This is a genomic window from Paraburkholderia sp. JPY465 (genome assembly GCF_050436725.1).
In the GTDB taxonomy this organism is placed as follows: domain Bacteria; phylum Pseudomonadota; class Gammaproteobacteria; order Burkholderiales; family Burkholderiaceae; genus Paraburkholderia; species Paraburkholderia youngii.
Genome location: NZ_JBNDMT010000001.1, coordinates 26,488 through 39,138 on the forward strand (window position 1 = coordinate 26,488; position 12,651 = coordinate 39,138).

11 protein-coding genes and 3 pseudogenes are annotated in these 12,651 nt (G+C 62.1%); 7 read left to right on the forward strand and 7 right to left on the reverse strand.

Features of this window, described 5'->3' with window-relative positions:
• Window positions 1-13: 13 nt before the first annotated feature.
• From sctR to QFZ94_RS00140, 6 genes are all read right to left on the reverse strand, one after another.
• Complete coding sequence (gene sctR, locus QFZ94_RS00115; protein ID WP_429455127.1) at window positions 14-664, reverse strand: type III secretion system export apparatus subunit SctR; 651 nt, start codon at window positions 662-664, stop codon at window positions 14-16.
• On the reverse strand, window positions 648-1,964 hold the full coding sequence (sctQ, locus tag QFZ94_RS00120; protein WP_429455128.1) for a type III secretion system cytoplasmic ring protein SctQ: 1,317 nt from the start codon (window positions 1,962-1,964) through the stop codon (window positions 648-650). Before sctQ ends, sctR begins: the two co-directional genes overlap by 17 nt.
• Before the next feature lie 58 nt (window positions 1,965-2,022).
• Window positions 2,023-2,544 (reverse strand): type III secretion system protein SctP, encoded by a 522-nt coding sequence (gene sctP / locus QFZ94_RS00125; protein WP_429455130.1) that lies wholly within the window; start codon window positions 2,542-2,544, stop codon window positions 2,023-2,025.
• Window positions 2,545-2,723: 179 nt separating this feature from the next.
• Entirely contained in the window at window positions 2,724-4,823 is a 2,100-nt protein-coding gene (gene sctV, locus QFZ94_RS00130) for a type III secretion system export apparatus subunit SctV (protein WP_429455132.1), read from the reverse strand.
• Complete coding sequence (gene sctU / locus QFZ94_RS00135) at window positions 4,807-5,919, reverse strand: type III secretion system export apparatus subunit SctU (protein WP_429455134.1); 1,113 nt, start codon at window positions 5,917-5,919, stop codon at window positions 4,807-4,809. The genes sctV and sctU overlap by 17 nt, the downstream gene beginning before the upstream one ends.
• 63 nt (window positions 5,920-5,982) lie before the next feature.
• Window positions 5,983-7,017 carry an IS630 family transposase gene (locus QFZ94_RS00140; RefSeq protein ID WP_429455136.1) on the reverse strand — a complete coding sequence of 345 codons (1,035 nt, stop codon included), beginning with the start codon at window positions 7,015-7,017 and terminating at the stop codon, window positions 5,983-5,985.
• A 349-nt stretch (window positions 7,018-7,366) separates the two neighbouring features.
• Between QFZ94_RS00140 and QFZ94_RS00145 the strand changes: the two genes are divergently transcribed.
• The 4 genes from QFZ94_RS00145 (at window position 7,367) to QFZ94_RS00160 (ending at window position 9,724) form a co-directional block, all read left to right on the forward strand.
• Window positions 7,367-7,948: an HrpB1 family type III secretion system apparatus protein gene (locus QFZ94_RS00145; protein WP_429455138.1), complete on the forward strand. Its 582-nt coding sequence runs from the start codon at window positions 7,367-7,369 to the stop codon at window positions 7,946-7,948.
• A gap of 52 nt (window positions 7,949-8,000) precedes the next feature.
• Window positions 8,001-8,399: a type III secretion protein HrpB2 gene (locus QFZ94_RS00150; RefSeq protein ID WP_429455140.1), complete on the forward strand. Its 399-nt coding sequence runs from the start codon at window positions 8,001-8,003 to the stop codon at window positions 8,397-8,399.
• Window positions 8,400-8,465: 66 nt separating this feature from the next.
• A complete protein-coding gene (gene sctJ, locus QFZ94_RS00155) occupies window positions 8,466-9,266 on the forward strand; it encodes a type III secretion system inner membrane ring lipoprotein SctJ (protein WP_429455426.1) in 801 nt (266 codons plus the stop codon).
• A gap of 227 nt (window positions 9,267-9,493) precedes the next feature.
• Window positions 9,494-9,724, forward strand: a complete 231-nt coding sequence (locus tag QFZ94_RS00160) for a hypothetical protein (protein ID WP_429455142.1) — start codon at window positions 9,494-9,496, stop codon at window positions 9,722-9,724.
• 281 nt (window positions 9,725-10,005) lie between these two features.
• Here the strand turns inward: QFZ94_RS00160 and QFZ94_RS00165 are convergent, their stop codons facing one another.
• Window positions 10,006-11,499 carry a hypothetical protein gene (locus tag QFZ94_RS00165; RefSeq protein ID WP_429455144.1) on the reverse strand — a complete coding sequence of 498 codons (1,494 nt, stop codon included), beginning with the start codon at window positions 11,497-11,499 and terminating at the stop codon, window positions 10,006-10,008.
• Between the two features lie 112 nt (window positions 11,500-11,611).
• Here QFZ94_RS00165 and QFZ94_RS00170 point away from each other — a divergent pair.
• From QFZ94_RS00170 to QFZ94_RS00180, 3 pseudogenes are all read left to right on the forward strand, one after another.
• Window positions 11,612-11,701 (forward strand): annotated as a pseudogene (locus tag QFZ94_RS00170) (IS6 family transposase); the annotation flags it as partial.
• Window positions 11,702-11,766: 65 nt separating this feature from the next.
• Window positions 11,767-11,928, forward strand: a pseudogene (locus QFZ94_RS00175) (DDE-type integrase/transposase/recombinase); the annotation flags it as partial.
• Window positions 11,929-12,034: 106 nt separating this feature from the next.
• Window positions 12,035-12,512 (forward strand): annotated as a pseudogene (locus QFZ94_RS00180) (IS110 family transposase); the annotation flags it as partial.
• Window positions 12,513-12,651 lie beyond the last annotated feature (139 nt).

Below are 12,651 nucleotides of genomic sequence, written 5' to 3' on the forward strand. Positions count from 1 at the left end.
GCGGAAGGCCGCCCTAGCGATACGTCATCACAAGGCCGTGAATGAGGGTGGACCAGCCGTCCATCACGACGAACAGCAGCAGTTTGAACGGAATGGCCACGTTGGTCGGAGTCACCTGGTTCAATCCCATCGCCATCAGCACATTGGCGATAATCAAATCGATGACAATAAAGGCGATATAGAGGAGGAAGCCGATCTTGAAGGCATCGGTCAGCTCGGTCAGCGCGAAGGCGGGCGCAAGCACGACAAAGTCGTTCTCTTGCAGACTGGACGCGGCGTCTTTCGGCCATATCGCATTCGCTGAGCGGATGAAAAAGCGTTTTTCACGTTCGTTCGTGTGCTTCTGCAAAAACGCGCGGACCGGTTCGCGCGCGGCGCTGAAGAGTTGGATGAGAGCCTGGGTGGACTGGTCGGCAATCGGCTGCCCCTGCATCGACTGCATGGCCTGCATGCCAACCGGCGCCATGACGTAGAACGACACCAAGATAGCTATACCATTCAGGACCATGTTGGGCGGTACCTGCTGCACGCCGAGCGCGTTGCGCAGCAGGCCGAGCACGACCACCAATTTGGCGTACGAGGTGACGACCATCGCAACGAAAGGGACAAGGCTGATCGCAACAATGACGATCAGCAGTCCCGTGATGTCACTGAACTGGACCATCGCCGTGCGCCATGCGCAGGATGCGGATGCCGAGATGATCGCCTACAGTAACGAGCTCGCCGTAGCCGATAGTCTGGCCATGCGTGACCAGCTTGATCTGTGCTTCGGCAACCGGCGTCGGCAGTTCGAGCACATAGCCGTGACGCAGCGCATACAATTCTGAGAGCGGCAGCGCGACGGTGTCCACTTCGAACTGGACAGGCAGATCGAGCGCGCCGATGTCAACCGGATTTGAATGTTGATCTGACGCGAGTAGGTCGTCCGGGCGAACGGGATCCAGCTCATCGGCCATGATGATCTCCTTCGTGAGTGAAAGCCTGCGGCCTTCGATGTTGACTGGCGCGTGAAGGCGCATCAGCCCGGGAGAGCCCCAAGCCGCAGTGGCGCCCGGGGCGGGATCCGCGGCAGAGGCGTTGGCGGCGTGGATTGCACAGGCCTCGACGACATGGGCCGCACCACTTTGCGGCAGCAGCGCGCGCAGCTGGTCCGGCAGCGAGCGCAGCAGGACGGCGCCCGGTTGAAGCGCTCGCAGCGTGTCGACGGGCAGACGCCGCGAGCCGAGTATCAGGCGGCCCGGCACCCTGCAGCCGCCCAACGGCCATGCGCGGCCCTGCGTCTGCGACGAGCCGTGCCGGGAGAGCGCGTCGGCAGGAAGACGGACCGTGCGCGCCGCGTGCCAAGCTTCGAGCGCGTCCACCACGGGCGCCGCTGGGAGCACGCGCGCGCTGTGCCGGGTTCCGTTGACCGAAAAAGTCATGCTGAATGCCGCGCCATCCCGCACGTCCAGCATATCGGGCTCATTCGACGCGCGCGTCACGTCCCGCGCGAGATGCGTAACATGCACGCCGGCAAGGCCGAGTGCAGCGAGCTGCTTGAGCAGCGGCTCAAGCAGCTCGCTGGCGACCGCGATGCGCAACGCGCGCGCCGCGTCTCCGGGCAGTGGCGCGCGCGAACCGCCGGGCAGCACAGCGATGTCCAGAGCAGGGTACGCGCCGAGGTCGAACAGCACGCGAATGGCACCTGACGGATGCGCGAGATCGAGTACGCCCGGCTGCGCAAAACCTGACGTGCCTTCGGCGGCGGCTTCGGGCGTCGCTTGCCATTGGGCGATCGGGGTTTCCCGCTCGATGCATTGCGCGGCGCCGGCATGGCAGACGAGCCGCGCTACGCGCGCCACGAGCGGCGGCACGGCGGGAACGGGCAGCACGCCGATGGGCGAGAGTTTTGCGGGGGCGCACGAGCAATCCGCCGCCTGCTGGGCCGCAGACGGCCTACGCATTTCGTCAATCGAATAACTCATGTGCCTTCGATTCAAGGTTGCGGCCTGTGTCGGCCGAGATTAACGACAGGCGGCCGGTTCACCACACCGTCAGTTCGATGTCGCGTGGCGTGGCCCACGCGTCCAGCAGCGCAGCGACTTCGCGTTCGAGCATCGCACTGTGGTCGCAGAGTAACTGCCGCGTTTCGATGCTCCGCGCGTCAAACCGAAGTGACAACCAGAAACGCGAAAGAGAGAGATGGAGCGTTGTGTCCGGCAGAATGCGCGCGTCGAGCGGAATCCGCACTTCCCAACTGCCGGCATCGCTAATCGCGGGGTCGACGCAGAAGGCTGCGACGTCGCGCGCAAGTTCGAGAAACTTGCCTTGCGTGCGAAAAAGGGCGTCGACGGCGGGCATCGTCGCGGCGGGCAGGCACTGCAGCGGCGCCTTGTGCGCGCCGAGTGCGGCTGCGGATGCGCACTCGGCTTTGCCCGCCGCCGCGGCTTCAGTTTCGCCGCTCGAATCGCGCGCCTGTCCGTCATCGAAGGGAATGGCGTGAACGCCGTCTTCGGTCAGGGCGCTTGTTTGACATGCACGGTCCGCTTGCGCTTCCGGCGCCACTTCTTCGAAGGAGACGGGACTGCCACGCGAGCACGTGCGTCGCACAAGCACCACACAATCGCGACACCACGCCCGCGCCGGACAGGCGGCGGAACGTTGGTCAGGGTCGGATGTAATGATGTGGAGCGGCCGGGGTTCGATGAGAGTCATGAGCGTGAATGTGACGTAAGCGCGCGCGACTAGATCGTCACGCGACCGAGCGGCTGCAATTCGACGTGCTCGCCCAGTTCCTGATACGAGTAGACGGCGAGCCAGTCTAGCCGCGCCTCGATCATGCGACGCACGTAGCGGCGAATGTCCATGGAGGTAACGAGCGCGACGCTGTCACGCGGCGTATCTCCAACACAAGACTGGATCTGGTCGATAAGAGAGCCCATTTCGTCAGGCGGCAATGCAAGGAAGTTGCCGGTCGGCGTCTGCTTGATCGCTTGGCGGATATGCTGCTCGACGGGCAGATCGAACAGTACTGCGGGCAACTGCCGGCCGGCGCCTGCCGCGCGATGCGCGAGAAATGGAGCGAGATCGCCGCGCACATATTCGGTCAGCATCAACATGTCCTTTTCCTTCGTGCCCCACACGACGAGGCTCTCCAGAATATTGCGCACGTTGCGGATCGGGATCTGTTCTTCCAGCAGCCGTCGTAGCACGTCCGCGATGCGCTGCGGCGGCAGCACCTTCTGCACCTCGGCAACTAGGCCCGGATATTCGGCGTTCTGCTGATCAAGCATCCATTGCACTTCCTGAATGCCGAGAAAGAGCGACGCGTGCTTGCGCAGCAACGCCACCGACGCATGCGCAATCACCTGCTCGGCGCGCCATGCTGGTGCTTTGGGCGACAGGCTCTTTTCGTCTATCCACCATGTGGGGCCCGGGCCGCCGTCGAGCCCGCGACGCTTTTCTGCTCCGCGAATGCCGGCACGTGCGGCGAGCGTTTCAGCATCGGCGGAAAGCGGCCCGCGCATGCCGGTGAGCGCCGCCTCCGGCAGCATCACCTTTCCGAGGGGCAATTCAATCCTGCAATGTGGCACGTCATGCATCAGCAGTTCGCAGCTCGAGGCGGGCAAGTCGTCGCCCGTCCACATGGTGATGCCGGGAAACGGTAAGCCGAGACATTCCTGCAGCCGCGCGCGTTCCGTTTCGAACGAACGGTCGAGCGCCGTAGTCGACAGACGCCCGACGAGGTCGGGCGAAATGCGCACGCCGAGCGGGCAGGTGAATTGCGGCGCGCGAGTAAGGATTGGCGGCGTCGTGGCTTTCGAGCCGGCGCGCCGCATCGCGTTGACGGCTTCGCACGCATTCGTGGTTTCGGCGGGCTTGCGCCTGTCGAGCTCGTAACCGCAGGAGGCGAGGATCGCCGCCAACAGGACGAAAAGCCAAGTCGGAAAACCCGGCACGGCAGCGAAGCCAAGCAACAGTAGGGACGCGAAGTAAAGTGCGCGGGCGCTGGCCGAAAGCTGCTGGCCGATTTCGTCGCCGAGCGACAGCGGCCGCGCGTCGCTCTCGTCGGAGACGCGCGTAATCATTACGCCCGCGGCGACCGAAAGCAGCAGCGACGGAATTTGCGAGACCATTGCGTCACCGACTGACAAAACCGAAAAGCGGTTCGCCGCTTCGCCTGCCGTCATCTCGTGATATGCAACGCCAACTGCAATGCCCGCGATTATGTTGATCAGCGTGATGATGAGGCCGGCCACCGCGTCGCCCTTGACGAACTTCATCGCGCCATCCATGCCACCGTGCAACTGGCTCTCCACAGCAAGCGTCGCGCGTTTGCGGCGCGCCTCTTCGGGCGTGAGCAGATGGGCGCGCAGATCTGCGTCGATGCTCATCTGCTTACCGGGTAACGCGTCGAGTGTAAAACGCGCGCCGACTTCCGCCACACGCTCCGAGCCTTTCGCGATCACAATGAACTGCACGGTCGTTATTATTACGAACACCACCATGCCGACCACAAGGTTGCCGCCCACCACGAGCTCGCCGAAACTTTCGATGATGTTGCCTGCATCCGCGTGCAGCAGAATCGATTTGGTCGACGCAATATTGAGTGACAGCCGGTACAACGTGGTGAAAAGCAGCAGTGACGGAAATACGGAAAGCGACACCACGTTCGGCACATACATGGTCACCATGAGCAGGGTCACACTGATCGTGATGTTGACGGCGAGCAGGACGTCGATCAGAAACGGCGGCAGCGGCAGGATCATCAGCGAAATGATAGCGACCACCAGCATCGCGATGCCGATTTCGCCGCCAGCGGGTAGCTTACGTGTCTTGAACATGGCAGCTCCCGAGGTTGTCGCAGTTGTGCTGGCCGGCCTGGTCCTCAATGCGCCGTGGGCCGATTGCGTCGACCCAGCGCAGTATCGCGGCGACGGTCTCGAACAATTTCTCCGGAATGGGTTCGTCTATCCCGACCTTGTAGAGCGCGCGCGCGATCGACGGATTGCCGACGATTGGCACATTCGCATCGCGCGCGAAGCCCCGCAATTGCGCCGCGCGCTCGTCCATGCCGCGCGCGATCACGAGCGGCAGCGGGTGCTCTGACGGCGCGTAGCGGATGGCGACCGCATAGTGCGTCGGGTTGACGATCAACGCGTTCGCGAGGCCCACGCGCTGCGCGGGTGCCGCCGAAGTCGCGAGCTCGCGCGCCCGTTTTTTGCGTTCCGCCTTGATCTCCGGGGCGCCATCCGTCTGCTTGTGTTCCCGCTTGACTTCGTCTTTCGACATCTTCAGTTTGCGCAGGAACAGCACGCGTTGCAGCTTGGCGTCGGCGAGGCCGAACACGATAAACACTGCCACCGCGACGGCAAAAAGTTTGATCAGCAGCGACCAGAAGACCTTCGACAAGCCGGCCGGCGACTGATACAGCGAAATCGCGATCAGCGGCAAAATCGACCTGATCGTGAACCCCATCACCGCGCCGATAACGCTCGCCTTGACCACCGCCTTCACGAGGTCGATCACCGTGCGCCAAGAGAAAATACGCTTCACGCCGTCGACGGCACTCACGTGCTTGAGATCGGGCACGACCGGTTTGGTCGCGACCTGAAAACCGACTTGCGACACCAGCGCGACCACTGCCGCAAGGGTCGCCGCGCCCACGCACGGCGCGATCACGGTCAACGCCTGCTTGCCGAGCTCAAACAGAGCGTCGAACATGACCGACGAGCCGCGGCTGCCCGATGAGAATTGGATCGCGGTACTGACGATCGCTCGCAACGCGCCACTGAAGCTCGCCGCCGCAAACGCAATCACGCCGACAACAGCGCCCATTGTCGCGGCGTCGACCAAGTCGGCGCTCTTCGACGTTTCGCCGTCCTTGCGCGCGTCGCGCAACCGTTTGACGGTGGGCTGTTCAGTTTTTTCTTCGCTCATGTCTTTCGCGACCGGCCCTCTTGCAGATCTCAGTTTATTTGATCCGGCAATAAAATGTTGAAATCAAGCCGCATAACGGACAGGATCGTGCTGGAAGTATCGCCGGATGCGTTCGGGTTGCTTCTGCACAACCCTGTAATGGTGCGCGGTGGCCTTGACCAGTTGCAGCCTGGTACGCGTTGGCGCCCGCCGTGTGACGCTTTGCTTGAGGTCGGCGTTGGCCATCTCGTTGGGATTGAGCTCAGGGCTGTAGCTGGGCAGATAGAACACCTCGATCCGGTCGCGGTGCCTGTCCAGCCAGGCCATCACGGCCTTGCCGTGATGGGCACGCAGATTGTCCAGGATCAGGAAGATCTTTTTCTTCGCCCCGGTGATCAGCCGTCGCATGAAGTCGATCAGGATGCCGGTGTTCAGCGCACCGTCGAAGATCTTCCAGCGCATCTGTCCTTTATTCGTCACGGTGGAGATGACCGACAGGCCGGCACGCTTCGCGTTGACCTTGAGCACCGGTGTCTTTCCCGTGGGCGCGTAACCGCGGCCCCGAACATCGTCGGAGCGCAGTCCGGTTTCATCGCCCCAGTGGACTTCGGCTCCTTCAGCCTGGGCCCGCTGCGCAATGGCAGGATAGTCTTCATCGAGCCACTTCCTGATCGCCGCCGGCGATTGCTCATAAGCCTTCTTCAATGGCTTTTGCGGGGTGAAGCCCCAGCGCGACAGATACAGCCCCATCGTACGAACCGGCACACGGATGCCGAACCGTTGTTCGATCACTTCGGCCACGCTCTGACGGGTCCACAGGGCATAAGGCATTTTCAACTGGTCAGGTGTGCGGTCCCGGATGATTTTCTGCACGACCCGCTCCTGATCTGCGCTCAGGCTGCGTCCGGTACCCGACGGACGACCGCGAGGTCCGACATCCACGGCACGCCAGCCGCCCGCCTCGTACGCCTTGCAGGCCGCAATCACCGTCGTGGGCGACATCTCGCAACGCAGAGCCACTTCTTTCAACGCTACGCCTTCGATGCGCATCTTCACCGCGCGGCGACGGCGTTCATTCAGTGCCGCCATCGGCAAGGTTCGGGAGTCGATTTTTTCCATACTACTTCCGACCATGTGCTGCGCTCAAAGTTTCAACATTTTATTGCCGGATCAATAGTGGGTAGCCGATATCGTTGCGCAGCTTCTATGCTGCATGCCTTACGATAGCAGCTGACTACGGGCTGCGAGGCACTGGCGCGAAGCAGGCAGCGGGCAAGCGAACTGGCTGCGAATGATGCCGGCGCTTCGCGTAGATCCATATTGCTTCGTGTTTCGTGTGTGGCGCCCGATGTGCGCGGGTATCGTGTGTACTATAGTGCTTCCGTGCAAAGTCGTGCATCCGGTTCGCCACGTTTCAGTCGCGCGCATGGTCGCGACTGCGCCACTACCAGCAGCAGGAGTTCTCGCCATGAGTGCCATCGCCACACCGGATTACCTCAACTGCAGTCAGGCCATAGTGGGCGGCTTGACAGAGACGCTATCGTGTGCGCTACTAAGTAATTGTTCGTCGCTTGAAGTGGATCCGTACGACATCGAATTGACGCTCGACACGTTGCGCCTGTTACGCCCGCGTATTGCTGGGCTGGACATGATGGAAGCCGTGTTCTATATGCAGCGCGGCCACTGGGATGGCGCGATTCACGTGTGCTCGCGAGTGATCGAGGGCGCGCCACATTTCTCGTATGCGAAGGCGCTGCTCGCGCTCTGCCTGTCCGTGAAGGGTGATGCCGGCTGGCGCCGCTGTGCGAGTGAGGCGCTCGCGCAGAATCCAGATCGCGACACGCGGCAGCTCGTGCGCGCGCTCGAAGCCCGGGACGAGCTGCGCGAGGCGATTCGGGTCTGCAGTAATGGCGGCGCTTTCAAGATGCCACCGTCTATCGCCAGGCTCAACGACGAGCTGCCGCAGGAGCCTCCCGCCGTGGTGCCGCCGCCCGTGGCCGCCTACAGTGAGGACCAGGGGCTCGCGCAACAAGGCTACCTGCGCATCTGAGTCCGCCGGGACGGCTGCGTCGTTAGGCACCACTCATCGCAAAAGGCTGACCATGGTACTTTCTGTCACGAACCAGCAGATCGCGGCCGCACTGCTAGCGGCTGCGCCCGCGTCGCATGCAACCAGCCGCGATGCGTCGCTGCAGCAGGCCGGCGACCGCTTCAAGGCGCTGATGCGGAACATGCGCATGGCGCCGCCAGATCATCGCGGCGATATGAGCGCCAATGTGATCGCGAAGATGACGGCATCGCAGGACGCGGAGATCCAGAAGTCGGTGAACGACGTGCTCGCACTGTCCAGTCAGGCAAGCAGCATGTCGGTGCAGGAAATGACTGCCGCCTCGATGAAGGTGGCGCTGGAACTCGCCAGCACGCAGCTTGACATGGAGGCCAGGATGGGTGTGGTCAAATCGTCGAGGTCGTCAATCGAAACGTTGATGAAGAATCAATAGGTCATGTCAGAGGCCACGCAAGCGGCGAATGCGGCAGTCGGGCCGCTCATGGACGAAGTTCGCACAATGCGCGCCGCCCGTTCTGTCCGCGCGGCTGCGCTGGTCGGCTGCATCGCACTGGCCGGTTGCCAGAAGGAGCTGTATCGTAACCTTACAGAACTGGATGCGAACGAAATGATGGTGGCGATGCTTGAGCAGGGCGTCGACGCATCCAAAAGCACAACCGACAACGGCAAGACTTGGGTGCTCGAGGTCGATGACAGGCAACTGGTTCGCGCGATGCAGGTGCTGCGCGAGCGCGGCCTGCCGCATAGTCGATACGACGATCTGGGCAGTCTATTCAAGAAGGATGGCCTCATTTCGACGCCGACAGAGGAGCGCGTGCGGTTCATTTACGGCTTGTCGCAGGAACTATCGGCGACGCTCTCGAAGATCGACGGCGTGATCGTCGCGCGCGTGCAGATTGTGCTGCCGGACAACGATCCGCTGGCGCAGCAGATGAAGCCTTCGACGGCATCGGTATTCATCAAGTACCGGCGCGATTCCGACGTGAACACGCTCGTGTCGCAGATCAAGACGCTCGTGATGCACAGCGTCGAGGGGCTGACCTACGACGCGGTCAGCGTGACCGCGGTAGTCGCCGATCCGGTCGATTTGCCAATGCCCGCGCCGGCGCAGGTATTGCGCTTGCCCACGCTGGTCACGGCGGTGCTGGTATTTCTCGTTGGCACCGCGAGTCTCTTTCTGTGGCTGCGGCGTGGCATGCCGGCCGGGCGCGCAAGCGCGCCGCTTGATTCGCGGATTCACGCCCGTATCAAGGCGCTCGCCGGCAAATGGCGGCGAGCAAAGCGGTCTTCGGCTGCGTGATGGCGGCATCCACGGTTTCTTTGTCCGCGACTTCGGCCTCGGGGCGCGTGGGGTCTTCGCGTACTCCGCCGCCCTCGCCCATCTCGCGAAGCTGCACGGCTGGCTGTATCGTCGGGCGGCTGCGGACAAATCCGGCGGGCACCGTCAGCGCCGGACGCGTGGTCGCTCTGAGTGGCGGCTGGTCGTCCAAAAATGGCGGTATTTTCAACCTACAAGGAGGAACTGTTATGTTCAACGCGGTTATGGATGTGGTATCAAAGGTTCATGGGGCAGGTGCAGCAGCGAGCAGTGTGGCAGACGGTGAACTGCTAGATAAGGAGATGGCTGCGCTGGGTGCAGAAACTCGTAAGACGGCTTTGCATACGGCACAAGAGACAGCGCGGAACACGCTGGCCGGTGCGTTGTCGGCCATGATCAAAAACCTAGCTGACACCGTCAAAGGTGCCGCTCCTCACTAAAAAGTCGTTTTGTACGGGCCGGCAGGCGGTTCGCCGCGTGTCGGCACCCGCGTGGGGTGGAATCGGCCGTTGCGCGAATGCGCCACGATCTCAGCGACAATGTGAAAGACGTGCGCGTGGGCTTTGTCCGGATGGGTACAAGTTCCCGTGCTATGGACGCGACGGCGTGGTTCAAAAAGCGCGATTTTTGCGTTACACAGACGAGCGGAAGCAGCCTGCGTAAGAAAGCAGGAATAGTAAGGAATGCGGTTCAAATGGAGGCCGGCGACGACCTGCCGATATCAGGTTCGCTGAGGCTGGAGTGGGCCGAATCCGAGCAGCGTCAGCCAGTGATCGTGAGGCTTGCGGCTCATCAGTTCCCTCGGGCTCTTTCCAGTTCGCTCAGGGCATCGGCTGCGGGCAAAGCGGCGATGGTTGAAGACAAACTGCAGCAGACCAAGCCAGGCCCGCCCGCCCTTCAGATGACGCCGGTTGGTCAGGTAGACGCGCAGTCGCGAGTTGAGATTTTCGACCAGCGAGCTGCTGCGTGGTGTGCTATGCAGCGCCCCGGATACGGCGGCGTAGACGCCGTGAAACGGGCGGCCGATGCGGGCTAGCAGGCGATTCCACCCTTGCCAGAACGCACTCGACGTTTCGGACTTGCGATGCAGCATGCAGACCTCGCGCACGAGATGGCGCGCCACGTTGTGCGTTCGTGCAATGGCGTCGAGTTTTGTGTCGAGCAGGCCCGCGAAAGCGAGCAGGCCGTCGCGCTGGTTCTGAAGGGCACGCCGGTATGCCCCTGTACGTGACAGGTCCCGTGCTTCACGTTGCTGCAGTTCGGCAACCACGAAATCGAACAGCCGTTGACGCGTCGCGAGGTCCGGCCCAGCCAGTGACAGGATGTCACGTTCGAGCCACTGAACCAGGGTGCGCAGGTCGGCAGCCAGCTCGTGCGCATGGGCTTCATTGCGCCGAAGCGTTTCCAGCGCGGCTTCGAGGAGGCTATCCTCACCACGTCGACGGGGATTGGCCAGACGCGCTTCGAGCTGCTCGCGCCCGGTGCGAGCGCCACTGGCGACACGATGCCAGAGCGTCGCTAGTGATTTACCCTGCTGGATGATGTGGAATACGTCGCCGTGACACGGCGTATCGGGCCAGGCCATTTTTTGCCCGGCACGCAGACCGGTTCCCGCATCGGCGATCGTGTGCTCAGGATCGAGGCCCTGTGCCTGCAGATCCAGCAGATGGATGGCCCAGGTGTCGCCGTCGCGATGGGCTTCGGGGGCGAGCAGATAGCAATAGGTCGAGGCGACATCGATACCGGCGAGCACGGGTTGGGAACCCTGAAAGAGTTCGTCGTGCAGACCGACCCGGATGGGTGAGAGATCGATACCGGCGTTGATGGCGATGGCCTGCTTTGCGGCCCGCTGAAGAACGGTGTGAATCGTGCCCAGGCTGGTCGAGACGCCGAGCAGGTCGTGCATGAGTTCAAGGGTACTGCGAAACGAAACGTGGCCCACCATCGTGAGCGCCACGATGACCTGATCGAGCCATTGGCGGGTGACCGGCAGCATGAAAAGCACCTGATCTGCGTCGGCTGCCCGCGTGGTATCAAAGGCTTCATCCAGCGCTACACTGGCCGTGCCGATCTGTCGGTAGACCGTCGGGCGGCTCACGCCGTTACGCTCAGCCAGCACACTGATGGGTTCGGTGCGCGTGAGGGCCTGAAGTGCAATCGCTTTGCGTTTGTCGTCGCTCAGTCTGCCGACGCCAGATCGGGTGTTTTGAGTCATGGATGCCGCAGAGGAAAAATGGGGGCACCATTATCGCCTGGCACTCAAGGTGCCTCCCAATGTGTAACGCAGCTTTGAACCTCGCCAACGCTTGCATTAGCCGCTGGACGTGATGTTGCTGTGCGTTCGGTGGTACGTGGCCTATCCGCTGAGCCTGCGTCATCTCGAACAGATGATGGCCGAGCGCGGGATTGCGGTCGATCATTCGTAAGCGCGATTTCTAGCACACCGAATGGGGATGCGATAAATGCCGATCGCGAGACGCCGATCAAGGTCCGTCAGATCAGGTACCTGAACAACATTGTCGAACAGGACCATCGGGCTATCAAACGCCGGACCCGGCCGATGCTGGGATTCAAGAACTTCCACCGTGCGAGGGTCATTCTCGGCGGCATCGAGGTCAATGGAATGAACGCCTCCCAACCGTGAACGGTGGAACTAAGGATGAGGATGGACCCTTCACGGGCCGACGGCATCACTGTGCCAATATGGAAGATCATGCAGGTCTTCACAGGCAAAACCGGAGGGATCCGAAATGAAGCTTACGCCAGTTGGGATCGACATTGCCAAGCGCGTGTTTCAGGTGCATTACGTGGACGCGGAAACTGGAGAGATTGTGAACCGGCAGATCAAGCGCGCCAAGTTTCTCGAGCACTTCGTGAACCGGGCGCCGTGCCTGATCGGGATGGAAGCTTGCGGTGGTTCACAGCATTGGGCACGACAACTCACGAAACTGGGGCACGAGGTGAAGCTCATGCCGGCCGGGTTCCAACATCCGCAACAAGAGCGATGCAGCAGACGCCCGGGCGATCTGGCTGGCCGTGCAGCAGCCAGGCAAGGCCGTGGCGGTAAAAAGCGAAGCCCAGCAAGCGGTGCTGGCGCTGCACAGGATGCGCCAGCAACTGGTCAAGTTTCGTACGATGCAGATCAACAGCTTGCGCGGACTGCTGGCCGAATACGGCGAGGTGATGGGTAAGGGCCGGGCTGCGCTCGATAAGGCGATGCCGGCGGTGGGCGTGGTTCAAAAAGCGCGATTTTTGCGTTACACAGACGAGCGGAATCAGCCTGCGTAAGAAAGCAGGAATAATAAGGAGTGCGGTTCAAATGGAGGCCGGCGACGACCTGCCGATATCAGGTTCGCTGAGGCTGGAG

Bases quoted from the DNA above. Each gene is read 5' to 3' on its own strand.
- sctR (WP_429455127.1), bottom strand. From the start codon at position 664: ATGGTCCAGTTCAGTGACATCACGGGACTGCTGATCGTCATTGTTGCG.
- sctQ (WP_429455128.1), bottom strand. From the start codon at position 1,964: ATGAGTTATTCGATTGACGAAATGCGTAGGCCGTCTGCGGCCCAGCAG.
- sctV (WP_429455132.1), bottom strand. From the start codon at position 4,823: ATGTTCAAGACACGTAAGCTACCCGCTGGCGGCGAAATCGGCATCGCG.
- sctU (WP_429455134.1), bottom strand. From the start codon at position 5,919: ATGAGCGAAGAAAAAACTGAACAGCCCACCGTCAAACGGTTGCGCGAC.
- QFZ94_RS00140 (WP_429455136.1), bottom strand. From the start codon at position 7,017: ATGGAAAAAATCGACTCCCGAACCTTGCCGATGGCGGCACTGAATGAA.
- QFZ94_RS00145 (WP_429455138.1), top strand. From the start codon at position 7,367: ATGAGTGCCATCGCCACACCGGATTACCTCAACTGCAGTCAGGCCATA.
- QFZ94_RS00150 (WP_429455140.1), top strand. From the start codon at position 8,001: ATGGTACTTTCTGTCACGAACCAGCAGATCGCGGCCGCACTGCTAGCG.
- sctJ (WP_429455426.1), top strand. From the start codon at position 8,466: ATGCGCGCCGCCCGTTCTGTCCGCGCGGCTGCGCTGGTCGGCTGCATC.
- QFZ94_RS00160 (WP_429455142.1), top strand. From the start codon at position 9,494: ATGTTCAACGCGGTTATGGATGTGGTATCAAAGGTTCATGGGGCAGGT.
- QFZ94_RS00165 (WP_429455144.1), bottom strand. From the start codon at position 11,499: ATGACTCAAAACACCCGATCTGGCGTCGGCAGACTGAGCGACGACAAA.